Below are 23279 nucleotides of genomic sequence, written 5' to 3'. Positions count from 1 at the left end.
ATGCCGGCAGTCCCTTTTTGCCGCATGGCTGCCCTGCCCAGGAACCATCCGTGACACTAGGCTGGGACTACCCGCTGCCTTGCCGCCGACAGCGCGCCGGAGCAGATCCATACACACACAGATTGGTTGGGGTTTTGAAACTCGAACTGAAAGGGATCACGAAGCGATTCGGGTCCCTGGTAGCCAATGACCACATCGATTTGGTCGTCGAACCGGGGCAGGTGCACTGCCTCCTGGGAGAGAACGGCGCAGGCAAATCCACCCTGATGAACGTGCTCTACGGACTGTACGATCCGACCGAGGGCGAAATCCTTGTCGATGGCAGGCCTGTGGTCTTCAAAGACCCCGGCGAGGCGATGGCCGCCGGCATCGGAATGGTTCACCAGCATTTCATGCTCATCCCTGTCTTCTCAGTGGCCGAGAATGTGGCGCTGGGCAATGAGACCACCAAAGCCGCCGGTCTGCTCAATCTGGAAGCCACACGCGAGAAAATCCGCCTTATCTCGGACCAATACGGGTTCGACGTCGACCCCGACGCCATGGTGGAGGACCTGCCGGTCGGGGTCCAGCAGCGGGTAGAGATCATCAAGGCGCTGGTTCGTGATGCCGAGGTGCTTATCCTCGACGAACCCACTGCCGTGTTGACGCCGCAGGAGACCGATGAACTCCTGGACATCATCCGGCAGCTGAAGCGCGACGGTAAGTCGATCGTCTTCATCTCCCACAAGCTGCGTGAAGTCAAAGCCATCTCGGACACCATCACGGTCATCCGCCGAGGCAAGGTGGTCGGGCAGGCCGACCCTACGGCTTCCCCCACCGAACTGGCGTCCGCGATGGTGGGCCGCACCGTGAGCCTGACACTCGACAAGGCGCCGGCCAAGACTGGTGAGGTGACCTTCAAGGTCCGCAACCTGACCGTGACGGACCACAACGGCCAGCACGTGGTCGATAACCTGTCCTTCGACATCGCCAAGGGCGAAGTGCTCGCCATCGCCGGAGTGCAGGGCAATGGCCAGACGGAACTGACCGAGGCGATTCTAGGCGTGCAGCCGCACGTGGCCGGGTCCATCACGCTCGACGGTGTTGAACTGCTGGGAAAGAGCGTCAAGAACGTCCTCGGTGCCGGCGTGGGCTTCGTCCCCGAGGACCGCACCCTTGACGGCCTGGTGGGCACGTTTACCATCTCCGAAAACATGATCCTGGACCTCTATGACAAGGCACCCTTCGCGCGCGGTGTGGGGATGAAACCCGGCGTGATTGCCGAGAACGCCGCCAGGAAGGTCGAGGAATTCGACGTCCGCACCCCGTCGGTCTCGGCAGCGGTGGGGACCCTCTCAGGCGGAAACCAGCAAAAGGTCGTGCTGGCCCGCGAACTTTCACGCCCGCTGCGCCTCTTCATCGCTTCACAGCCCACACGCGGCCTTGACGTCGGCTCGATTGAGTTCGTCCATAAGCGCGTCATCGCCGAACGTGACCACGGAACGCCGGTCATGATCGTGTCCACGGAACTGGATGAAGTACTGCAGCTGGCAGACCGGATCGCGGTGCTCTACCGCGGCCGGCTCGTGGGGATCGTACCCGCCACCACCTCCCGGGACGTGCTGGGCCTGATGATGGCGGGTGTCCCGGCCGCGGAAGCGGAAGCCAGCGCCTCCGCCCATGCCTCCGGCGCCACGACCACAGCGGCGGTTTCGGAGCCTGCCGGCCATGAAGGAGAATCCCATGTCTGAGAAGACAACCCCGGAACCGCAGGCCACGAACCACAGCGGCGCCCAGGAGAGCGCCGGCACCCAGGTGCCCGGCGGCACCACCTCCGAGGCTGTCGCCTCAGACGTCGTGCTGGACACCGCAGGTGGCCAAATGCCGCCGTCAGCCGTTCCCGCAGCCACCCAGCGTCATGGCCGGGACCATGACCGGGACAGCAGCGGATCGGTCCTGCACCAGATCTTCACCGGCAACGCCATGGTCTCCTTCCTCTCCGTGCTGCTTGCCATCGTGCTTGGCGGGATCCTGATGGCAGTGACCAACCCCAAGGTCGCCGTCACGGCCGGCTACTTCTTCGCCCAGCCCGGAGACCTCCTGACCGAGGTCATCCGTCCGTACACTGCCCTCGTGCAGGGATCCATCTTCAACTGGGCCGGCGCCGACCTCGCCGCGCAGCTGTACCCGATCACCGAGACCCTCACCGTCGCAACCCCGCTGATCTGTGCCGGGCTCGGCGTCGCGCTGGCGTTCCGCGCCGGCCTGTTCAACATCGGTGCCCAAGGGCAGATCATCTTCGGTGCGCTCTTCGGCGCCTACGTCGGCTTCGCCTGGCACCTGCCCATCGGCCTGCACCTGCTGGTCGTCATCCTGGCCGGACTGGTCGGCGGCGCGGTCTGGGGCGGCGTCGTCGGCCTGCTGAAGGCACGCACCGGCGCGCACGAGGTAATCGTGACCATCATGCTCAACTACATCGCCAACTTCCTGCTGCTGTTCCTGCTCACCACCCCGGCTTTCCAGCGCAAGGGTTCCACCAACCCGATCTCACCGTTCCTTGACTCCACCGCGTTGTTCCCCGAACTGCTCGGACCGCAATTCCGCCTGCACGCCGGCTTTCTGATGGCGATAGCGGCCACCGCCTTTGTCTGGTGGCTGCTGAACCGCTCCACGATCGGTTTTGAGTTCCGCGCCGTCGGCGCGAACCCCAGCGCGGCCCGCACCGCCGGCATCAACGTCGCCCGCAGTACCATCCTGGTGATGGCGATCGCCGGTGCGCTGGCCGGCCTGGCCGGCGTGGCCCAGGTGTCCGGCACGGAAAAGTACCTTTCCGGCGGTGTCGCCGCCTCCATCGGTTTTGATGCCATCACGGTGGCGCTGCTGGGACGCTCGACGCCGTGGGGAACCTTCTTCGCCGGCCTGCTGTTCGGCGCCTTCCGCGCCGGGGGCGTGGCAATGCAGGCCCAGACACAGACGCCGATCGACATCGTGCTGGTCATCCAGTCCTTGATCGTGCTGTTTATTGCAGCACCGCCGCTGGTCCGTGCGATATTCGGACTCAACCCCCGTAAGAAGAAGACCACCACAAGTGGAACCGCAGGTTCGCGTACCGGCGGCGTCAAGAGCGGAGCGGCAGCATGAGCGCCACCACACAATCTCCCGCCAGCAAACAGCCAGGCACCGGAAAGGGAACCGGCAAGACAACCGGAACCAACCGTGCCGGCCGCCCGGCAGGCACAACGGAACTGGTGAGCTGGAAGGCCGGCATTGGCCTGGGCCTGCTCGCCATCCTGGGCACCGTGCTGTTCGGGCTCCTGGCCAACACAAAATCTGCCGGGTTCCGGATCGCCGAAGCGCGTGATCCGAACGCCTCCTCCACCGCAGCGTGGATCACCCTGGCCGTGGCGCTGGCGGCCGCCGCCTACGTCGGCTACCGCTGGATCAGCCAGCGGCGCGAGGGCGGGGGAGTGGACCGCTGGATTCCCGCTACAACCATCGCTGCCGTCGTCGTCTTGGGCCTGGCCGCCCTGGGTGTGGCACGGGTGGAGAAGGTCACCGTACCGTCGATGGCGCTGGGCTGGATCTGCTCGATCCTGCTGGTCGCCCTGGCGGCATACTCCTGCTTCCTGACCGTGCAGCGGCGGCGCACCCCCGGATGGGTGGGGGGTCTTTTCGCGGTGGTCTTCCTCGTCGGGTTCATGATCTGGATCGTCGCAGGCGGCCGTGACCCCGAGCCGTCCATTTCCCTCGGCGGCCTCCTGGCCGGCGCCGTGACGCTGGCCGTACCCCTGGTATTCGGCTCGTTGTCGGGAGTGCTGTGTGAACGGGCCGGCGTGGTCAACATCGCCATCGAAGGCCAACTCCTGCTCGGTGCCTTCTCCGCCGCCGTAGTCGCCACCGTGACTGGCAACGTCTATGTGGGCCTTATCTCTGCTGCCATCGCCGGTGCTCTTGTGTCCCTGGTCCTCGCAGTGGTGAGCATCAAATACCTTGTCAACCAGATCATCGTCGGCGTGGTGCTCAACGTTCTGATCAGTGGCCTCACCAGCTTCCTGTTCTCCACCCTGCTTACCGCAGACCCGGAACACCTCAACAAGCCCGGCCGGCTGCAGGCTGTGGATATCCCGTTCCTTGCCGACATCCCGATCATTGGCCCTATCCTGTTCCGGCAGTCCCTGGTCGGCTACCTCATGTACGTGGCCGTGATCGTCGTATACGTGGGGTTGTTCCACACCAAGTGGGGCCTGCGGGTGCGTGCCGTCGGCGAGCACCCGCAGGCGGCGGACACCGTGGGCATCAACGTCAACAGGACCCGCTTCATCAACGTCCTCATGGGCGGCGCGATCGCCGGAATTGGCGGTTCCTTCTTTACCCTTGTGTCGGTGGACGCCTTCAGCAAGGACATGTCCGGCGGCCGAGGCTATATCGCCCTTGCCGCCATGATCTTCGGGCGCTGGAACCCGATCGGGGCGTTCCTGGCCGCGCTGCTGTTCGGATTCGCCGACAACCTTCAAAGCATCATCACCATCATCGGCTCGCCGGTGCCCAGCCAGTTCATGGCGATGCTGCCGTATGCCCTGACCGTCATCGCGGTGGCCGGCCTGGTGGGACGGTCCAGGCCGCCCGCCGCCGACGGCATCCCCTACGTCAAGGGATGACGGCCATGGACAAGGTAGCCGGCTCACAGGGACAGGGCGTGGACTGGCAAATGCTGGAGTCCGCGGCCGTCGCCGCCATGAAGAACGCCTACGCCCCGTATTCGAAGTTTCCGGTGGGCGCTGCGGCGCTCACCGGGGACGGCCGCATCGTCACCGGCTGCAACGTGGAGAACGCCAGCTACGGACTGACGCTCTGCGCCGAGTGCACGCTGGTGGGAAACCTGCAGATGACCGGGGGCGGACTGCTTCGGGCCTTCTACTGCGTGGACGGGGCCGGCAACGTCCTCATGCCCTGCGGCCGGTGCCGGCAACTGCTCTACGAATTCCGGGCCCCGGGCATGCAGCTCATGACCACCGCCGGCATCAAAACCATGGACCAGGTGCTTCCCGACGCCTTTGGTCCCGAACACCTGGAGGAGACCCGGTGACCGAGAACAAAGCCGAAGCGTTCGACGCCGTCGACATCATCCGCACCAAGCGGGACAAGGGGACGCTGAGCCCCGAACAGATCGACTGGACCATCGACGCCTATACCCGCGGAGCCATTGCTGATGAGCAAATGGCCGCCCTGAACATGGCCATCCTGCTCAACGGCATGGACCGCGCCGAAATCGCCCGCTGGACCGCGGCCATGATTGCTTCCGGCGAGCGGATGGATTTCTCCAGCCTCCGGCGCCCCGACGGCGGCCTGAAGTACACCACGGACAAACACTCCACGGGAGGCGTGGGGGACAAGATCACCCTGCCGCTGGCCCCGCTGGTGGCGGTGTTCGGCGTCGCCGTCCCGCAACTGTCCGGCCGCGGGCTGGGCCACACCGGCGGGACCCTGGACAAACTTGAATCCATTCCGGGCTGGCGGGCGAACCTCAGAAACGACGAAATCCTGGCCCAGCTGCAGGACGTGGGGGCGGTGATCTGTGCTGCCGGAGCCGGGCTGGCACCGGCTGACAAGAAGCTCTACGCGCTGCGTGATGTCACGGGCACCGTGGAAGCGATTCCGCTGATCGCGTCGTCCATCATGAGCAAGAAGATCGCCGAGGGCACCGGCTCGCTGGTCCTGGACGTCAAGGTAGGCAGCGGCGCGTTCATGAAGGACGAGGCCCGGGCCCGCGAACTCGCCGAAACCATGGTGGCGCTCGGCAAGGACGCCGGGGTCAACACCGTGGCGCTGCTGACCAACATGAACACTCCGTTGGGCCTCACCGCCGGCAATGCCATCGAAGTGGAGGAATCCCTCGAGGTCCTGGCCGGTGGCGGCCCGGATGACGTGGTGGAGCTGACAGTCCGGCTCGCTGGGGAGATGCTCGCCTGTGCAGGCGTGCACGACGCCGACCCCGCTGCCGCGCTCAAGGACGGCCGCGCGATGGACGTCTGGAACCGGATGATCGCCGCGCAGGGCGGCGACCCCCGGGCCGCCCTTCCCGACGCCAAAGAATCCGATGTGGTCTACGCCCCGGCGGACGGCGTGCTGGTGGAACTGGACGCCCTGTCCGTCGGGGTGGCTGCGTGGCGGCTCGGCGCCGGCCGCGCCCGCAAGGAGGATGCCGTCCAGGCAGGGGCCGGGGTGCGCATGCACGCCAAGCCCGGCGCCACCGTCCGCGCTGGGGAGCCGCTGATGACGCTGCTCACCGACACCCCCGAGCGGTTCGCCCGTGCCCGGGAAGCCCTGGAACACGCCGTAGTCATCGCCCCGGAAGGCTCCCGGCCTGCCCAGCAGCTCATTATCGACCGCATAGCGTAGCGACCCATGCAGGCCATCAACGACTTCATCCTCGCCGCAGCCGGACAGCCGTGGGTGCTGGTCCTGGTGCTGGCCTGCTGCGTCATCGACGGTTTCTTCCCGCCCATTCCCAGCGAGTCCGTCGTGGTGGGCCTGGCAGCCGTCGCCGCCACGGCGGACGTACCCAACCCGCTGCTCCTGGCCATGGTGGCGGCAGCGGGTGCCTTTTCGGGGGACAACATCGCGTACCTCCTGGGCAGGCGGGTCGGAACCCGCCGGTGGGCGTGGATGCGCGGACCGCGGATGCAAAGCGCGTTCCGCTGGGCAGGCCGCGAATTGCGGAAGCGCCCGGCATCACTGATCCTCGTGGCCCGCTTCGTGCCCATCGGCAGGGTGGCGGTGAACCTCACCGCGGGAGTCACGCACTATCCCCATCTGCGGTTCGTCGGCCTGACCATCCTGTCGGCTACCCTGTGGGCCGGCTACTCCGTGGCCATCGGACTTTTCTTCGGCCAGTGGTTCGAGGACAACCACCTCCTGGGCGCGGCAATAGCCATCGTCTGCGCCGTCGCGCTGGGCATCGTCGTGGACCTGGTCATCAACAAATTCCGCGGCAAACCCAACGTGGTGGAACGGATCCGGGAACCGGAGGTGTGACCGGCACGTTCAAGGAGTAATTCCCGGCTCGGAGACGTAGCGTACTTCGCCTCCCTCATGGGACACTTAGGAACGATTTCCGCTTTGGCTGCGGCACTTTGGCTGTGTCATTTTTCATACAGGAGCAACACCGCGTGGAGTTTATTAATGAGGCCGTGCTCCATGCAGCGGGCCAATGGTGGATCTACCCCATCCTGCTGGTGTTCTTCTTCGTGGACGGCTTCGCCATGGTGGTCCCGAGCGAGACCCTCATTGTGGCGCTGGCGGCCTTTTCGCGGCACAGCGGCGAACCCAATCTCTGGATCCTCGGCCTCACCGCCCTGATCGGCGCCATCTGCGGCGACAACATGGCCTACATGCTGGGCCGCAAGATCGGCTTGGACCGCTGGGGCTGGATGCGCCGCCCCAAGGTCCGGAAAGTCTTTGCGTGGGCCCGCTATGAACTGGAAAAGCGTGGCGCGGTACTGATCTTCACCGCCCGGTACATTCCCTGGGGCCGGGTAGCGGTCAATTACGTGGCAGGCAGCACCGGATTCTCGCACCGCAGGTTCTTCGTCTTTGACGCCTTCGCCTGCGTGACCTGGGTGGGGTACTCCCTGGGCATTGGCCTGCTGGCCAGCTCGTTCCCGTGGCTGCACCACAACCCCCTGCTGAGCGCCGGTATCGCCGTCGTGTTTGCCATCGTCCTCGGCGTGGTCATCGACCATTTGCTGCGCTGGTGGCACAAACGGCTGGGCCGCCACGACGCATCCGAAGCGGACAGCTGGAACGGGGAATCCTCCGGCCCCGGCCAGGACAGCCGGGCCGGCACCCAGGCCCTGGTGGTGCCCTCGGCAGAAGCCGGCCCAGCCGTCAAGTAGCGGCCGGCCGTGAACGGCTGGCTTTGAACTGCGCCCCACCCTAAGGTGGGAACGTGACTGAGCCCATTGTTGACGCTGCCCCTGCCATCGATTTTGACCTGAAGAGCCTGCCCAAGGTCTCCCTTCATGACCACCTGGACGGAGGACTCCGTCCGGCCACCATCATCGAACTGGCGGAGGCCGTGGGCCACACGCTCCCGTCCACCGACCCCGTGGCCCTGGGCCAGTGGTTCCGCGAATCCGCTGACTCAGGCTCGCTGGTCCGGTACCTGGAGACCTTCGACCACACCGTGGCCGTCATGCAGACCTACGACGGCCTGTTCCGGGTGGCGAAGGAATTCGTCGAGGACCTCGCCGATGACGGCGTGGTGTACGGCGAGGTCCGCTGGGCACCCGAGCAGCACCTGCAGAAGGGCCTCAGCCTCGACGAAGCCGTCGAAGCCGTGCAGGAAGGCCTCGAAGCCGGCGTCGAAGCCGTGTCCGAGTCAGGGCGCGAGATCCAGGTGGGCCAGCTGATCACGGCCATGCGCCACGCGGACCGCGGCCAGGAGATCGCCGAACTGGCCGTCCGCCACCGCAACAAGGGCGCCGTGGGCTTCGACATCGCCGGGGCCGAGGACGGCTTCCTGCCCAGCCGCTTCAGGGACGCCTTTACCTACCTCGCCCAGCACAACTTCCCGGCCACCGTGCATGCAGGCGAGGCCGCAGGGCTCGAGAGCATCCAGTCCGCGCTGGTGGACGGACGGGCCCTCCGGCTGGGCCACGGCGTCCGCATCGCCGAAGACATCATGGTGGAATTCGACGACGACGAGGAAGCAGGAGACACCGTGGGCCTTGTAACCCTCGGCGACCTCTCCAGCTGGGTCCGCGACCGCGGCATCGCCCTGGAAATCTGCCCGTCCTCCAACCTCCAGACCGGCGCCATTGCCGAATTCGGCGGAGGCATCGAGAGCCACCCCCTGGACATGCTCTACCAGCTGGGCTTCAACGTCACCATCAACACGGACAACCGCCTGATGAGCGGCGTAACCCTCACGGATGAGTTCAACCTGCTGGTGGAAACCTTCGACTACGACCTCGACGACCTGCTGGAGCTGACCCTCAACGCTGCCGAGGCGTCCTTCCTGCCGCTGGAGGAAAAGGAAGCGCTGGTGGAGTACATCAACGACGCCTACGCCAACCTTGGCTGAGCAGCCGCCCGTCGAGAGGCTCGTTCAGGTGATAGGGCAGCTGCGCGAACACTGCCCCTGGATGGGTGCGCTGTCCCACCGCTCCCTGGTGGAATACCTCCTCGAGGAGGCCTACGAGGTCGCCGAAACCATCGAGGAAGGCCACCCGGACGCCGAACTCCAGGGGGAGCTGGGTGACGTGCTGCTCCAGGTGGTGCTGCACGCCCGGCTGGCCGAGGAACGCGGCGCGTTCACGTTCGACGACGTCGCACGCGGCCTGGGTGCCAAAATGGTCCGCCGGAACCCGCATGTCTTCAGGTCTGACGGCTCGCTTCAGGACAGCTTTCCCGCAACTGTGGAGGAAATTGAACAGAAGTGGGATGCCGTCAAGCGCGCCGAACGGCCGGAGCGCCGCACCGCCTTTGAAGGTATTCCGGACGCTCTCCCCGCGCTTGCAAAGGCCCGGAAGTCGCTGGACCGTGCCGCCCGTGCAGGACTCGGGCTGCCCGCGGCCACTCCCGTCCCTGGAAACGAGGAGGAGCTCGGAGACCTGCTCCTCGCCGTCGTACGGTCCGCCCGGGACCATGGCATGGACGCCGAACGTGCCCTGCGGGCCGCCGTCCGCCGCTACCAGGACCGCCATGCGCCATCATGACGTCCGGGCCTTGACCCGTTTGAGTAACCCGGAGCACTCTCGACTACGCTAGTCCCTGACGAGTACGTCGAGTTTTCTGCCTGATTCCCCCCGTTAATCGCCCATAAGGAGCAAATTCATGGCGCTTATCGATGCCATCCACGCCCGCGAGATCCTCGATTCCCGCGGCAACCCCACCGTAGAAGTCGAAGTCCTGCTCTCCGACGGCCAGATCGGCCGCGCGGCTGTCCCCTCCGGTGCTTCCACCGGTGAGCACGAGGCCGTCGAACTGCGCGACGGCGACAAGGGCCGCTACCTGGGCAAGGGCGTGCAGAAGGCCGTCGACGCCGTCATCGACCAGATCGCCCCGGCCCTGACCGGCTTTGACGCCACCGACCAGCGCAGCATCGACCAGGCCATGCTGGACCTGGACGGCACCCCCAACAAGGGCAAGCTGGGCGCCAACGCCATCCTCGGCGTCTCCCTGGCCGTCGCCAACGCGGCCGCCGCCTCGGCCGACCTGCCCCTGTACAAGTACCTGGGCGGCCCCAACGCACACGTCCTGCCCGTGCCGCTGATGAACATCCTCAACGGTGGATCCCACGCCGACTCCGACGTCGACATCCAGGAATTCATGATCGTCCCGATCGGCGCCGAAACCTTCTCCGAGGGCCTGCGCTGGGGCGTTGAGGTCTACCACAACCTCAAGTCCGTCCTCAAGGAAAAGGGCCTGTCCACCGGCCTCGGCGACGAAGGCGGCTTCGCGCCCAACCTGCCCTCCAACCGCGCAGCACTGGACCTGATCCAGGAAGCCATCAAGAACGCCGGCTATACCCCGGGCAAGGACATCGCCCTGGCCCTTGACGTTGCCTCCTCCGAGTTCTACAAGGACGGCGCCTACCAGTTCGAAGGCAAGGCCCTCTCCGCCACCGAGATGAGCGCCTACTACGCCGAGCTCGTGGACGCCTACCCGCTGGTCTCCATCGAGGACCCGCTGGACGAGAACGACTGGGACGGCTGGAAGACCCTCACCGACACCATCGGCGACAAGGTCCAGCTGGTGGGTGACGACCTCTTCGTCACCAACCCCGCCATCCTGCAGCGCGGCATCGACACCAGGACCGCCAACTCGCTGCTGGTCAAGGTCAACCAGATCGGCTCCCTGACCGAGACCCTGGACGCCGTCAGCCTGGCCCAGCGCGCCGGCTACACCACCATCACCTCGCACCGCTCCGGCGAAACCGAGGACACCACCATCGCCGACATCGCCGTGGCCACCAACGCCGGCCAGATCAAGACCGGTGCTCCCGCCCGCTCCGAGCGCGTCGCCAAGTACAACCAGCTGCTCCGCATCGAAGAGGAACTGGACGACGCCGCACGTTACGCAGGACGCAGCGCGTTCCCGCGTTTCAAGGGCTAGTAACCGCCTAAACCCCGCCGCGGTGGCTATGGTTGAAAGACCATAGCCACCGCTGTTGTTTGCAGCAGCAGTGTTCGTCAGCTTTGTTCGTCCAGCACAGATCGTGGCGGCCCCGGCAGGCTGCGTTTCAGGAGTGTCATGGCTACCCGCCGCCCCAAAGTTCCCAAGGTCGCCCCCACCCGTCCAGCCAAGGAAACGGCCGACGACGGATCCTCCGGCGGCGCGGAGGTCATCAGGGCGGATTTCCGGCCGGGCAAGGGCACGGCAGCGCAAAACACCGCACCCGCACGAGGCAACCACGGCCGTGGAACCCCGGGCCAGGCCCCCACGGGAAAGGCCAAGGACGAGAAAGACGCCAAGCCGTCCACGGGGCGGAAGGGCAGCAGCCCGACCGGGGCGCAGGACGAACGGACGGACGACGGCGGGCACCACCCCGTCCCCGCCAAGGCGTTTTCCGGCCGCATGCTGGCGCTGGCCGTGGTGATGATTGCCATCACCATCATGCTCGCGCCTACCGTGAAGATCTTCTTCGACAAAAAAGCCGAAATCGACGCGCTGAATGCCGATATCGCCGCACGCCAGGCCGAGGGCGACGCCCTCCGGCAGCAGGTTTCGCGCTGGCAGGACCCCAATTACGTCAAACAGCAGGCCCGCGACCGCATTAACATGGTTATGCCGGGCGAAACCGGCTACTGGGTTTTTGGCAGCGATGAGCCGGCCGGACAAAACAGTAGCCCCGCCGCAGCATCACAAGACCCCGCCGATCTGCCGTGGGTGGATTCCCTGTGGGAGTCCATCAGGCGCGCGGCCACAGACTGAACCGCACAGGAAGGACGGCCCGCGACAGTGGAACACAACACGGCAGCCGCCCGGGATGAGTCCCGCCAACCAACAGCACACGACCTTGAAGTACTGAGCAGGCAGCTGGGGCGCCCCGTCCGCGACGTCGTGGAAATTCCGGCGCGCTGCGTCTGCGGGAACCCGCTCGTCGCCGCCACTGCCCCCCGCCTCAGCAACGGAACTCCGTTCCCCACCACCTTCTACCTGACCCACCCGGTGATCACGTCCGCGGTTTCCAGGCTTGAAGCGGCGGGTGTCATGAACACCATGAACGAACAACTGGCCGCTGACCCAGCACTCGCCACCGCTTACCGCGGGGCCCACGAAGAGTACCTGGCCGCCCGCGATGCCATCGGGCAGCGGTCCGGGATCGGTGCGGTTCCGGAAATCGACGGTGTCTCGGCCGGCGGGATGCCCACGCGGGTCAAATGCCTGCACGTCCTGGTGGGTCACTCCCTGGCCGCAGGCAGCGGCGTGAACCCCCTCGGCGACCAGGCCTTGGCGATGATCAGCGAGTGGTGGACCGCCGACAAGTGCTACTGCGACGGTGCCTGGGACACCACCGGGGAGGCTCCTTCCCGGGACCTGAGCCGGCACGGGCCGCAGGGCCTGCCGGACATCGTTGGCCGGCCCGCCCCGGTACGGAAGTCCGCCGCCGCCACGGAGGTCCCGGAATGACCCGTGTGGCCGCCATCGACTGCGGCACCAACTCCATCCGGCTCCTGATCGCGGACATCGACCGCAGCAACGGCAGCCCGGCACTTACCGACGTCGTCCGGGAAATGCGCGTGGTCCGGCTGGGCCAGGGCGTGGACGCCACGGGCGAGCTGGCTCCGGAAGCACTGGAGCGCACCCTTGCCGCCACCGCCGACTACGCCCGCCTCATCAAGGAGCACGGGGCGGAACGGATCCGCTTCGTGGCCACCTCCGCCAGCCGGGACGCCCGCAACCGGCATGTCTTCGTGGACGGCGTCAGGCATTTGCTCGGCGTGGAACCTGAGGTTATTTCCGGCAATGAGGAAGCAGCATTGTCCTTCGCCGGTGCCAGCAGCGTCCTGCCCATCCTCGACGGGCACCAGGTGCTGGTGGTGGACCTCGGCGGCGGAAGCACCGAATTCGTCCTGGGCACCGCAGCCGGTGTCACCGCCGCCAAGTCCGTGGACGTCGGCTGCGTCCGACTGACCGAACGGCACCTTCAAAGCGACCCTCCCACCGCCGAACAGATTGCCGCCGCGGAAGCCGACGTGGACGCGGCCATGGAAAAAGCCCGGCTCGAGGTGCCCCTGGAACGCGCCACCGCCGTCGTCGGTGTTGCCGGGTCCGTCACCACCATCACCGCGCATGCGCTCCGCTTGCCCGCCTACTCCCCGGAAGCCATCCACGGCACCGGGCTGCCCATCGCGGACATCCGCGCCGCCGCCACCGACCTGCTGGGAATGACCCGGGACAACCGCGCGGCGCTGCCGTACATGCACCCCGGCCGCGTCGACGTGATCGGCGCCGGGGGACTGGTGTGGCGGCGGATCCTGGAGCGGATGGGGGAGCTGAGCGGCGGAAAGATCACCGGGGCAACCGCAAGCGAGCACGATATCCTCGACGGCATCGCACTGAGCATCGGCTAGGTTCATGCACCCGACTCCAGCATCCACCCCGCCCGTGCACCGTGCCCTGGCGGCCGTTATGTCCGTTCTCCTGGCCGCATGCTGCGCATGTGCCGGCATCTTTACCGCGCCCGCCGCCCAGGCTGACGAATGGCGCGACAAAGAATACTGGCTGGCCGACTCCGGCATCACCAAGGCCTGGGAAGTGTCCAAGGGCGCCGGCGTGAAGGTGGCAGTCATCGACAGCGGAATCGATGCCAAGCACCCCGATCTCAAGGGCGCGGTTGCCGGCGGATACGACGCGTCCGGCTCAGGCCAGCCGGACGGCCAGAAGAGCGTGGGTTCCAAACCTGAGCACGGCACCCTGGTGGCCACCATGCTCGCAGGCCGCGGACACCAGCCGGCCAGCGCCAGCCCAAGCCCCAGCCCGGCAGGAACACCCCCGGACGGCATCATGGGCGTGGCGCCGGAAGCCCAGCTCATGTCCGTTTCCACCTGGCTGGGCTCACCCAACCCCTCCGGTAAGAGCGACCAGGACCAGATTCCCGAAGCAGTCCGCTGGGCCGTGGACAACGGCGCCAAGGTCATCAACATCTCGCTTGGCAGCACCACGCCCCAATGGCCGCAAAGCTGGGACGCCGCCTTCCTCTACGCCGAGCAAAAGGACGTGGTCATCGTCGCCGCTGCCGGCAACCGGGTGGGCGGCAATACCCAGGTAGGTGCCCCGGCCACGATCCCCGGCGTCCTCACGGTGGCCGGCCTGGACCGGAAGAACCTGGCCAGTGTGGATGCTTCGTCCCAGGGCATCAGCATCGGCGTGGCCGCTCCTGCCGAAAACCTCCTGGGCGGGCTGCCCGGGGGCGGCTACGCGGAGTGGGCCGGCACGTCCGGTTCCACGCCGATCGTTGCCGGCGTCGCCGCACTGATCCGTTCCAGGTGGCCGGACATGAGCGCCGAACAGGTGATCAACAGAATTGTTTCCACGGCAAAGGACGCCGGCGCCCCGGGCAAGGACCCGTTGTACGGTTACGGCATCCTCAACGCCGAGGCAGCGCTCAAGGCCGACGTCCCCGAGGTATCAACAAACCCGCTCGGCACCATCGCCGAATGGATCCGGGTACACCGCCGGGGCAACGCCGCTCCCGCCACCCCGCTGCCCACCGCCACGTCAGTGCCCAGCGCGGCACCGACGCTGCCCGAAGCCACGGTGCCGGCAGCCAAGGCGCCGTCGCAGCGGGACAGTGCCATTGGCGCCGCCGTCGTGATCGGTTTCGGGGCACTCTTCGTGGCGATCATCGCGGCGGCCGCCATCCAGATCCGGAGGGCCGCCCGGAACCCATCCCTTGCCAGGGAAGAAGCCGACACAGGAGTGGTGGACCGGGTGCAAACGCGCCGGAATCCGCAGATTACGGACCACCGGTCTAGTTAGTGAAGATTTTCACAAACTGCGCTATCCTTAAACTATGGCAACCACCCCACAGCTCCAGGACCGTCCCAGGGTACTCGTCGTCGGCGGCGGGTACGTCGGCCTGTACGTAGCACTGAAACTGCAGAAGAAGATCGCAAACGCCGGTGGCATCGTCACCGTCGTCGATCCGCTGCCCTACATGACCTACCAGCCCTTCCTCCCCGAGGTCGCCGGCGGCAACATCGAAGCCCGCCACGCAGTGGTGTCCCACCGCCAGCACCTCAAGCAGACGGAGCTGATCCAGGGCCGCGTCACCTCGATCGACCACGAAAACCGCACGGCTGTGGTGGCTCCCGCCGACGGCGGCGAAAACTTTGAAATTCCCTACTTTGACGTCGTGCTCGCAGCCGGCGCCATCACCCGCACCTTCCCGATCAAGGGCCTGGCGGACAAGGGCATCGGCCTGAAGACCATTGAGGAAGCTGTTGCACTGCGCAACAAGCTGCTGGAGCGCATCGAGGTTGCCTCCACCATGACCGACCCCGCAGCGCGCGCCAAGGCCCTCACCTTCGTGGTGGTCGGCGGTGGCTTCGCCGGGATCGAATGCATCACCGAAATGGAAGACCTCGCCCGCGCCGCGGTCCGGAACAACCCCCGCATCAAGCAGGAGGAAGTCCGCTTCGTCCTGGTCGAGGCCATGGGCCGGATCATGCCCGAGGTCACCGCCAAGCAGGCCGACTGGGTGGTTGAGCACCTGCGCAGCCGCGGCATCGAAGTCCTGCTGAACACCTCGCTGGACAGCGCCGAAGGCACCCTGAAGCTCATCAACCTCCCGGACAAGACCCCCGCCCAGGAATTCGAGGCGGACACCCTCGTCTGGACCGCCGGCGTGCAGGCGAACCCGATGGTCCGCTCCACCGATTTCCCGCTGGAGCCCCGTGGCCGCGTCCGCGTCCTGCCGGACCTGCGGATCGCCGGCGATGAAGGCATCATTGAGAACGCCTGGGCAGCCGGCGACATCGCCGCCGTCCCGGACCTCACCGGCAAGGGCCTGCCCGACGGCACCTGCGTCCCCAACGCCCAGCACGCCCTGCGCCAGGCCAAGCGCCTCGCCAAGAACCTGTGGGCCTCGCGCTGGGACAAGCCGCTGACGGACTACAAGCACAAGAACCTGGGTGCCGTGGCCGGTTTCGGCGAGTGGAAGGGCGTTGCCAACATCAACCTCCTGGGCCGCATCGGCCTCAAGGGCGGACTCGCCTGGCTGGCCCACCGCGGCTACCACGGCATGGCCATGCCCACGTTCGAGCGCAAGTTCCGCGTCATCCTGAACTGGATCATCGGTTTCTTCGCCGGCCGCGACACCACCCAGCTGATGGACCTGGACAACCCGCGCGGCGCCTTCGTCGCAGCAGCCACCCCGGCTCCGAATCCGGCAGCCGCGGCTGCTCCGGCCGGCGGCTCCGGCTCGACCGCTGTTTCCGCTCCCAAGGAAACGGTGTCGGCCAACGCCAAGTAGCGTTTGCCCGCTCCACGGAGCTTTACAGCGTCCGACGGCGGCCGTCCCCTCTCCGGGGCCGGCCGCCGTCGGCGTTTCCAGCCAATGCGTCCCGGGCAGGTACCATTGACCCGGCGCCCCAGTAGCCCAATTGGCAGAGGCAGCGGACTTAAAATCCGCGTGTTGTGGGTTCGAGTCCCACCTGGGGTACACCTGTCCCGGCCGCCGCGCCACCTTCCCGGACATCCGAGAGCCGCCTGTGAGCAGGCGGCTTTCGGCGTTTAATTCCCCACAGAAAACTACTGTTATAAGGCTGTGACCTCAGTCACTTAGTTTCGCTGGCATCTATGCACTAGCTTGAAGCTGAATCAGGAATTCCTGGTCCATTCCGGGCGCCGAAGCGCCCCATTGATCCGCACGCATCGCATGGCCCTGTTTCGGAAGGCAGACAAAATGTACCGAAAGAAAGTCCTCACCTCGCTGGCGGCAGCAGCCACACTCAGCATGCTGCTGTCGGCCTGCGCCAACCAGTCGGGCACCGGCACCACCGAAAGCTCGGGCTCGTCCAGCAAGGTGAACATCCCCGCCATTTCGAAAGTTGATGTTCCTGCCGGTGCGGTGAAACCGGCCGGCGACGGCAAGGCTACCTGCCCCTCAACCACCACGCTTGCCTACGCCGGCGCCCAGACCGGTCCCAACGCCCAGCTCGGCGTCAACATCTTCAACGGCATCCAGCTGGCCATCGACCAGCACAACAAGGCCAACCCGGGCTGCCAGGTCCAGTTCAAGAAGTTCGATACCGAAGGTGACCCCAACAAGGCCACCGGCCCGGTCACGCAGCTCGTGAGCGAGCCGGACATCGTGGGCGTCATTGGCCTTCCGTTCTCGGGTGAGTCCAAGGCCACGGGCAACATCTTCGAGCAGAAGGGCCTGGTCCACATCACGCCGTCGGCCACCAACCCCAGCCTGACCCAAAACGGTTGGACCACCTTCTTCCGGGGCCTCGGCAATGACGCCGTCCAGGGTCCGGCGGCCGCCAAGTTCCTCACCGGAAAGCTCGGCGCCAAAAAGGTGTACCTCGTGCAGGACGACTCCGATTACGGCATTGGCCTGGGCACCTCCACCTCCGCCGGCCTCGGCAGCGCACTGGCGGGCACGGAGAAGGTGACCACCGGCCAGAAGGACTTCTCGGCCGTTATCTCAAAGATCATGAACGCCAAGGCAGATGCGGTGTTCTACGCCGGCTACTACGCCGAGGGCGCACCGTTCGACCAGCAGCTGGTCGGGAAGGGCTTCACGGGCACGTTCGTGGCACCCGATGGCGTGAAGGATGACCAGTTCATCAAGCAGGCCGGCGACGCGTCCAACAACGCGTACTTCACCTGCCCCTGCATCCCCGGTGAGCTGATCACCGATTTCGCATCGGCTTACAAGGATATCTCCAAGGGTGCAGAACCCGGAACGTACTCGATCGAAGGCTACGACGCCGCAACTGTTCTCCTGTCCGGCATCGACGCAGGCAAGCAGAGCCGCCCCGACCTGCTGGCCTGGGTTAAGGCATACGACAAGGACGGCCTGAGCAAGCACTACAAGTGGGATGCCAAGGGCGAGCTCCAGGCTCCGACCGTATACGGCTACAAGGTGGAAAACGGGAAGATCGTTCCCGTCGGTCCCATCGGCGAGTAGCAGCCCGGCACGAGGCAACGGCTGTGGGGGCCAGCATCAGCAGGCCCCCACAGCCTTTTCTTCGCTTGGCAGCAGCCCAGGACCACGTAACGTCACTAGACACAAGTCCCACGGCCGGGCCCAAAAGGCCGCGTTCAACTGGATCGAGATGTTTCCATGCTTCCCTCACTTGTCCCTTTACTTCCCACCGAAAACGACTGGATCACCTTCGACATTCCGTCCCTGGTCGAGAACTTCTGGAGCGCAACCTTTGACGGCCTTACCTTCGGGGCGATCTACGCGCTTGTAGCGCTCGGCTACACCCTGGTTTACGGCGTGCTGAACCTGATCAACTTCGCCCACTCGGAAGTCTTCATTGTCGGCTGTTATGCAGTCTTTTTCACCCTCAGCAGCCTGGGCTTCGGGCCGTCCGTTCCCAGGCTCGATATCTGGGCCATCATCCTGAACCTGCTGCTCGCGCTGATCCTGGCGATGGTTGCATCTGCCGTGACCGCGTTCCTGCTGGAACGGATCGCGTACAAGCCGCTGCGGCAACGGAATGCGCCCCGCCTGGTCTTCCTGATCACCGCCATCGGTGCTTCCTTCACCATCCAGTACCTCATCTACCTGTGGCGCGGTCCCAGCCCGGAGCTTGCCCTGACCATGTTCCGGCCAACGCCCATCTTCGACGTCTTCGGCACCATCATCGACAGCCAGCAGCTGGTCATCATCATCGCGGCCGTGATCATGATGGTGGGCATCGACAGGTTCATCAGCAAGTCCCGCACGGGCCGCGGCATCCGGGCCGTCGCCCAGGACCCGGACACCGCAACATTGATGGGCGTCAACAAAGAGCGCATCATTATTACCACCTTCGTCATCGGAGGCCTGCTCGCAGGAGCCGCCGCCTTGTTCTACGTCATGAAAATCCCGTCCGGTGTCCAGTACAGCGGCGGCTTTGTCCTGGGAATCAAGGCGTTCGCAGCGGCGGTGCTCGGCGGTATCGGAAACGTCCGCGGGGCGCTGCTGGGCGGCCTGCTGCTGGGCCTGATCGGCAACTACGGCCAGATCCTGCTCGGCAACTCGCAGTGGACCGACGTCGTGGCGTTCGTGGTGCTGGTGCTCGTGCTGCTGCTGCGGCCCGAAGGCATCCTGGGAACCTCCCTTGGAAGGAGCAAAGCATGAGCATGACCGACGGCCCGACGCCGCTGCAGACAGCAGCCGCGGAACAGGCGGCGGAGGAACGCGAAGCCTCAGCGAAAGCCGCAGGCAAGAGCGCGCTCCGGCAGCGAGGGGGGCGCAAAGGCGGATATTTCTCCGACCGCTGGCATGCCTTGTCCCGGCAGCAGCAGTGGGCATTCCTGGTCATCGTGGTGGTCCTGGCCTACCTGCTGCCGTTGATCAACCCGCCCATCATCACCACGGAGCCCGGCAACAACTTCGCCCTGGCCTGCTTTGACATGGCCCGGTTCGCGCTCATCGCCGTAGGCCTCAACGTCGTGGTGGGATACGCAGGCCTGCTGGACCTGGGATACGTGGCCTTTTTCGCGGTGGGCTCCTACTGCGCGGCGATGCTGACCAGCCCGGACTCGCCCTTCCTGCACATCCCGTACCTGTGGACCATTCCCGTGGCCATGGCCGTGACCATGTTCTTCGGCGTGGTGCTGGGCGTGCCAACCCTGCGCCTCAGGGGCGACTACCTTGCCATCGTGACGCTCGGCTTCGGCGAAATCGTGCGCATCCTTGCCACGATCATCCCCGCCATGAAGGGCCAGGTGGGCTTCCAGAACGTCGGCCACCCGCCGGGCACCGAACCTGACGGAACACCGATCTTCTCCAACTCGAACGGCGTGCCCTGGTACTGGCTGACGTTGACCATCATCATCATCGTCACCCTCCTCGTGGGCAACCTGGAACGCAGCCGTGTTGGCCGTGCCTGGATCGCCATCCGCGAAGATGAGGACGCCGCGGAAATCATGGGCGTTCCCACTTTCAAGTACAAGGTCTGGGCCTTCGCCATTGGCGCTGCCATCGGCGGCTTGTCCGGTGCCTTGTTCGCCGGCCAGGTGGGCTTCGTCAACAACCAGAAATTCGACGTCACCACGTCCATCCTGTTCCTGGCCGCCGTCGTCCTTGGCGGCGCCGGCAACAAGGTCGGCGCCATCCTTGGCGGGGCCCTGGTCAGCTACATCCCCCTGAGGTTCACGGCCATCGCCGAGTACAAGTACCTGATCTTCGGGATCGCGCTGGTGCTCATCATGATCTTCCGGTCCCAGGGGCTGCTCCCGGCACGCCAGCGCCTGCTTGCGTACGGCCGCACGGCAATGAACAGGGTCATCAGCCGCGATACCTCGGGAGCCAAAGACACTGACAAGCCCGCAGTAGGTCCCGATGCAGGCGCTGCAGCACAGAGAGGGGCGGAGGCATGAGCTCCGAGGACAGGCACAGCGGCTCCAGCAGCGTGGAGGAACAGCCGGCACAGGACGGTTCCGCGGCTGTTGCGCCCGAAATCGACATCGAGGCCCTGGCCGAGGCCGGGGTGGACCAGGAACTTGCCGAGAAAGTGGCGCCGGACCGCGACATCGCGGTCGCAGTTGGCGACAACATCGTGGAGGTGCAGAACCTCACCATCAAGTTCGGCGGCCTGGTGGCACTCGACAACATCAGCTTCAACATCAAGCGTGGTGAGATCCTGGGGCTTATCGGCCCCAACGGCGCCGGAAAGACCACCTGCTTCAATGCGATGACCGGCGTCTACAAGCCCACCAGCGGGAAGGTGGTCCTGGAAGGCCAGGTCCTGAACGGAATCAAGCAGCACAAGATTACCCGGCTGGGCCTGTCCCGGACCTTCCAGAACATCCGCCTTTTCGGGGAAATGACAGCCCTGGAGAACGTGGTGGTTGGCCTGGATGCCCGGCACCGCACCAGCGTCGGCGGGGCATTGCTGCGCCTGCCCACGCACATCAGGGAAGAGAAGTCTGCCATCGAGCGCGGCATGGCCCTGCTCGATTTCGTGGGCATCAGCACCCACGCGCATGTCCTTTCACGGCAGTTGCCGTACGGGTACCAGCGCAGGCTTGAAATCGCACGGGCACTGGCCACCGATCCGAAGGTGCTGTGCCTGGATGAGCCCGCTGCCGGCTTCAACCCGGCGGAGAAGGAAGAACTGATGGCCCTCATCCGCACCATCAGGGATGAGGGCTACACGGTGCTGCTCATTGAGCACGACATGAAACTCGTGATGGGAGTGACAGACCGGATCGTCGTGCTGGAATTCGGGAAGAAGATCGCGGATGGTTTGCCCCGGGAGATCCGTGAAGACCCCCGCGTTATTGCCGCCTACCTAGGAGAGCCCGAAGATGACGTTGCTTGAGCTTGAGAACGTTTCCGTCCACTACGGCCGGATCCAGGCGCTGCGGGACATCTCCTTCACCGTGGAGGAAGGCGAGGTGGTGGCCCTGATCGGCGCCAACGGCGCCGGCAAGACCACCACCATGCGCACCATCTCCGGCCTGCTGAACTGCTCGGAAGGCAAAATCACTTTCGCCGGGCAGGACATCACCAAGATGAAGGCCCACATCCGGGTGGTTCACGGAATTTCCCAGGCCCCCGAGGGCCGCGGGATCTTCCCGGGCATGACCGTGATGGAAAACCTCGACATGGGAACTTTCGGCCGCAAGGACAGAAGCGGTGTTGCCAAGGACCTGGACCGCGTCTTTGACCTCTTTCCGCGCCTGAAGGAGCGGGAAAAGCAGTTTGGCGGAACCATGTCAGGCGGCGAGCAGCAGATGCTGGCCATCGGGCGCGCCCTGATGTCCAACCCGAAGCTGCTGCTGCTGGACGAGCCGTCCATGGGACTGGCCCCGCAGTTCATCCGCCAGATCTTCAGGATCATCAAGGAGATCAACAACCAGGGCACCACCGTCCTGATGGTGGAGCAGAACGCCAACCAGGCCCTGGCCGGGGCGCACCGGGCCTTCGTGCTGGAAACCGGCGAAATTACGCACAGCGGCAGCGGAAAAGAGCTGCTGGAAGATCCCTCCATCAAGGAGGCCTACCTGGGCGTGGGGTAGCCGGCCCGGCGGGGCCCGGTGCAGATCCGGACGAAACGGTCACGGTTCGGTTGCAACCGGGCCCCCTGGGAACTTCTCCAGCGGGCCCCTCGTGGGAATTGGTAGCGTAACCACACAACCATCACCCACACCCACATGGAGGAATCCCGCAATGGCACTTGGCGGCAACCCGATCTTCAACGGAAAGAATTTCCGTGGAGCCACCCAGGCACCGCCTGTCCCGCAGGCTCCCTATGGCGCGTCGTACGGCCAGGGCCCTTACGGCCAACAGCCTTATGGCCAGGCACCATACGGCCAGCAGGGCTGGGGCACCCAGCCGCAGTCCATGACGGACGAACAACTGCGCCAGATGTACAGCCAGCCGTCGGCAGGCCCGGCGGACACGGGCCGGATGACCTTCGACGACGTCATCATGAAGACCGCAGCCTGCCTTGGTGCAGTGCTGGTGGGCGCGGCCATCACCCTCACGGTCGGGCTGTCGCTGGCCTCCATGCTCATGATTGTCGGAGCCCTGGGCGGCTTTGTCCTGGCCCTGGTCAATACCTTCAAGAAGCAGCCCTCACCGGCCCTGATCCTTGCCTATGCAGCCCTCGAAGGGCTGTTCCTCGGCGGCCTGACCAGGATCCTGGACACCCAGTACCCCGGGGTCGGCCTGCAGGCAGTGATCGGCACGCTGTCGGTATTCGCCGTCACCCTGCTGCTCTTCAAGAGCGGCAAGGTCCGCGCCACGCCCAAGGCGATGCGCTTCTTCATGATTGCCCTTGCCGGCTACGCCCTGTTCTCGGTGGTCAACCTGGTCATGATGCTCACGGGCGTCACCAACGAACCATTCGGCCTGCGGAGCGGCATCGTCGGCGTCCTCATCGGCCTGCTGGCCATCGGCCTGGCGGCGTTCTCGCTGGTCATGGACTTCACCAGCATTGAGGAGGGCGTCCGCAACGGCGCCCCGCAGCGGTTCTCCTGGACGGCGGCGTTCGGCCTGACCGTCACGCTTGTCTGGCTGTACGTGGAGATCATCCGCCTGCTGGCCATCCTCCGCGGCGACGACTAGGCACCCATGCGCCTGCCGCCGTCGTAAGAAACGACAGTGGGCCCCACCA

21 protein-coding genes and 1 tRNA gene are annotated in these 23279 nt (G+C 65.7%); all 22 read left to right on the top strand.

Translation table 11 applies throughout. The features are described 5' to 3' along the window. Window positions 1–134: 134 nt before the first annotated feature. The 22 genes from RM50_RS04710 (at window position 135) to RM50_RS04605 (ending at window position 23230) form a co-directional block, all read left to right on the top strand. Entirely contained in the window at window positions 135–1730 is a 1596-nt protein-coding gene (locus RM50_RS04710) for an ABC transporter ATP-binding protein (protein ID WP_043450527.1), read from the top strand. Then, the gene (locus RM50_RS04705; RefSeq protein ID WP_043450525.1) at window positions 1723–3120 is read left to right on the top strand and encodes an ABC transporter permease; all 1398 of its coding nucleotides are present in this window, start codon (window positions 1723–1725) and stop codon (window positions 3118–3120) included. The genes RM50_RS04710 and RM50_RS04705 overlap by 8 nt, the downstream gene beginning before the upstream one ends. Further along, entirely contained in the window at window positions 3117–4637 is a 1521-nt protein-coding gene (locus RM50_RS04700) for an ABC transporter permease (RefSeq protein WP_043450523.1), read from the top strand. The genes RM50_RS04705 and RM50_RS04700 overlap by 4 nt, the downstream gene beginning before the upstream one ends. A 5-nt stretch (window positions 4638–4642) precedes the next feature. Beyond that, window positions 4643–5065 (top strand): cytidine deaminase, encoded by a 423-nt coding sequence (locus RM50_RS04695; protein ID WP_043450521.1) that lies wholly within the window; start codon window positions 4643–4645, stop codon window positions 5063–5065. Then, complete coding sequence (locus RM50_RS04690; protein ID WP_043450519.1) at window positions 5062–6378, top strand: thymidine phosphorylase; 1317 nt, start codon at window positions 5062–5064, stop codon at window positions 6376–6378. The genes RM50_RS04695 and RM50_RS04690 overlap by 4 nt, the downstream gene beginning before the upstream one ends. 6 nt (window positions 6379–6384) lie before the next feature. Next, window positions 6385–7014 carry a DedA family protein gene (locus RM50_RS04685; protein ID WP_043450518.1) on the top strand — a complete coding sequence of 210 codons (630 nt, stop codon included), beginning with the start codon at window positions 6385–6387 and terminating at the stop codon, window positions 7012–7014. 134 nt (window positions 7015–7148) lie between these two features. Beyond that, window positions 7149–7874, top strand: coding sequence for a DedA family protein (locus tag RM50_RS04680; protein WP_043450516.1), 726 nt, complete (start codon window positions 7149–7151; stop codon window positions 7872–7874). Window positions 7875–7927: 53 nt separating this feature from the next. Continuing rightward, the gene (locus tag RM50_RS04675) at window positions 7928–9064 is read left to right on the top strand and encodes an adenosine deaminase (protein ID WP_043450514.1); all 1137 of its coding nucleotides are present in this window, start codon (window positions 7928–7930) and stop codon (window positions 9062–9064) included. A 61-nt stretch (window positions 9065–9125) separates the two neighbouring features. Next, window positions 9126–9698, top strand: a complete 573-nt coding sequence (locus tag RM50_RS04670; RefSeq protein ID WP_043450512.1) for a MazG nucleotide pyrophosphohydrolase domain-containing protein — start codon at window positions 9126–9128, stop codon at window positions 9696–9698. A 118-nt stretch (window positions 9699–9816) separates the two neighbouring features. Further along, the gene (gene eno / locus RM50_RS04665; RefSeq protein ID WP_043450511.1) at window positions 9817–11097 is read left to right on the top strand and encodes a phosphopyruvate hydratase; all 1281 of its coding nucleotides are present in this window, start codon (window positions 9817–9819) and stop codon (window positions 11095–11097) included. 138 nt (window positions 11098–11235) lie between these two features. After that, the gene (locus tag RM50_RS04660; protein WP_043450509.1) at window positions 11236–11916 is read left to right on the top strand and encodes an FtsB family cell division protein; all 681 of its coding nucleotides are present in this window, start codon (window positions 11236–11238) and stop codon (window positions 11914–11916) included. Between the two features lie 27 nt (window positions 11917–11943). After that, window positions 11944–12615 (top strand): DUF501 domain-containing protein, encoded by a 672-nt coding sequence (locus tag RM50_RS04655; RefSeq protein ID WP_043450508.1) that lies wholly within the window; start codon window positions 11944–11946, stop codon window positions 12613–12615. Continuing rightward, window positions 12612–13559: a Ppx/GppA phosphatase family protein gene (locus tag RM50_RS04650; RefSeq protein ID WP_043450506.1), complete on the top strand. Its 948-nt coding sequence runs from the start codon at window positions 12612–12614 to the stop codon at window positions 13557–13559. Before RM50_RS04655 ends, RM50_RS04650 begins: the two co-directional genes overlap by 4 nt. Before the next feature lie 4 nt (window positions 13560–13563). Next, window positions 13564–14967, top strand: a complete 1404-nt coding sequence (locus RM50_RS04645; protein ID WP_043450505.1) for a S8 family serine peptidase — start codon at window positions 13564–13566, stop codon at window positions 14965–14967. A gap of 34 nt (window positions 14968–15001) precedes the next feature. Continuing rightward, window positions 15002–16462: an NAD(P)/FAD-dependent oxidoreductase gene (locus tag RM50_RS04640; RefSeq protein ID WP_043450503.1), complete on the top strand. Its 1461-nt coding sequence runs from the start codon at window positions 15002–15004 to the stop codon at window positions 16460–16462. A 115-nt stretch (window positions 16463–16577) separates the two neighbouring features. Then, window positions 16578–16651: transfer RNA gene (locus tag RM50_RS04635), tRNA-Leu, on the top strand. 243 nt (window positions 16652–16894) lie between these two features. Beyond that, window positions 16895–18127, top strand: coding sequence for a branched-chain amino acid ABC transporter substrate-binding protein (locus tag RM50_RS04630; RefSeq protein WP_043450501.1), 1233 nt, complete (start codon window positions 16895–16897; stop codon window positions 18125–18127). A gap of 156 nt (window positions 18128–18283) precedes the next feature. After that, window positions 18284–19291: a branched-chain amino acid ABC transporter permease gene (locus RM50_RS04625; protein WP_043450499.1), complete on the top strand. Its 1008-nt coding sequence runs from the start codon at window positions 18284–18286 to the stop codon at window positions 19289–19291. Continuing rightward, window positions 19288–20535: a branched-chain amino acid ABC transporter permease gene (locus tag RM50_RS04620; RefSeq protein ID WP_043450497.1), complete on the top strand. Its 1248-nt coding sequence runs from the start codon at window positions 19288–19290 to the stop codon at window positions 20533–20535. The genes RM50_RS04625 and RM50_RS04620 overlap by 4 nt, the downstream gene beginning before the upstream one ends. Beyond that, entirely contained in the window at window positions 20532–21479 is a 948-nt protein-coding gene (locus RM50_RS04615; protein ID WP_043450496.1) for an ABC transporter ATP-binding protein, read from the top strand. The genes RM50_RS04620 and RM50_RS04615 overlap by 4 nt, the downstream gene beginning before the upstream one ends. Continuing rightward, on the top strand, window positions 21466–22179 hold the full coding sequence (locus RM50_RS04610) for an ABC transporter ATP-binding protein (RefSeq protein ID WP_043450494.1): 714 nt from the start codon (window positions 21466–21468) through the stop codon (window positions 22177–22179). Before RM50_RS04615 ends, RM50_RS04610 begins: the two co-directional genes overlap by 14 nt. Before the next feature lie 151 nt (window positions 22180–22330). Beyond that, window positions 22331–23230 (top strand): Bax inhibitor-1/YccA family protein, encoded by a 900-nt coding sequence (locus RM50_RS04605; protein WP_043450493.1) that lies wholly within the window; start codon window positions 22331–22333, stop codon window positions 23228–23230. Window positions 23231–23279: the final 49 nt, after the last annotated feature.

Source organism: Pseudarthrobacter phenanthrenivorans (genome assembly GCF_000813845.1).
Classification (GTDB): domain Bacteria; phylum Actinomycetota; class Actinomycetes; order Actinomycetales; family Micrococcaceae; genus Arthrobacter; species Arthrobacter phenanthrenivorans_B.
The sequence above is the reverse complement of the archived record's forward strand: the minus strand, read 5'-3'. Positions and strand labels throughout refer to the sequence as shown.

Bases quoted from the DNA above. Each gene is read 5' to 3' on its own strand.
- RM50_RS04705 (WP_043450525.1), top strand. From the start codon at position 1,723: ATGTCTGAGAAGACAACCCCGGAACCGCAGGCCACGAACCACAGCGGC.
- RM50_RS04700 (WP_043450523.1), top strand. From the start codon at position 3,117: ATGAGCGCCACCACACAATCTCCCGCCAGCAAACAGCCAGGCACCGGA.
- RM50_RS04695 (WP_043450521.1), top strand. From the start codon at position 4,643: ATGGACAAGGTAGCCGGCTCACAGGGACAGGGCGTGGACTGGCAAATG.
- RM50_RS04685 (WP_043450518.1), top strand. From the start codon at position 6,385: ATGCAGGCCATCAACGACTTCATCCTCGCCGCAGCCGGACAGCCGTGG.
- RM50_RS04670 (WP_043450512.1), top strand. From the start codon at position 9,126: ATGGGTGCGCTGTCCCACCGCTCCCTGGTGGAATACCTCCTCGAGGAG.
- eno (WP_043450511.1), top strand. From the start codon at position 9,817: ATGGCGCTTATCGATGCCATCCACGCCCGCGAGATCCTCGATTCCCGC.
- RM50_RS04660 (WP_043450509.1), top strand. From the start codon at position 11,236: ATGGCTACCCGCCGCCCCAAAGTTCCCAAGGTCGCCCCCACCCGTCCA.
- RM50_RS04650 (WP_043450506.1), top strand. From the start codon at position 12,612: ATGACCCGTGTGGCCGCCATCGACTGCGGCACCAACTCCATCCGGCTC.
- RM50_RS04645 (WP_043450505.1), top strand. From the start codon at position 13,564: ATGCACCCGACTCCAGCATCCACCCCGCCCGTGCACCGTGCCCTGGCG.
- RM50_RS04640 (WP_043450503.1), top strand. From the start codon at position 15,002: ATGGCAACCACCCCACAGCTCCAGGACCGTCCCAGGGTACTCGTCGTC.
- RM50_RS04630 (WP_043450501.1), top strand. From the start codon at position 16,895: ATGTACCGAAAGAAAGTCCTCACCTCGCTGGCGGCAGCAGCCACACTC.
- RM50_RS04625 (WP_043450499.1), top strand. From the start codon at position 18,284: ATGCTTCCCTCACTTGTCCCTTTACTTCCCACCGAAAACGACTGGATC.
- RM50_RS04620 (WP_043450497.1), top strand. From the start codon at position 19,288: ATGAGCATGACCGACGGCCCGACGCCGCTGCAGACAGCAGCCGCGGAA.
- RM50_RS04615 (WP_043450496.1), top strand. From the start codon at position 20,532: ATGAGCTCCGAGGACAGGCACAGCGGCTCCAGCAGCGTGGAGGAACAG.
- RM50_RS04610 (WP_043450494.1), top strand. From the start codon at position 21,466: ATGACGTTGCTTGAGCTTGAGAACGTTTCCGTCCACTACGGCCGGATC.
- RM50_RS04605 (WP_043450493.1), top strand. From the start codon at position 22,331: ATGGCACTTGGCGGCAACCCGATCTTCAACGGAAAGAATTTCCGTGGA.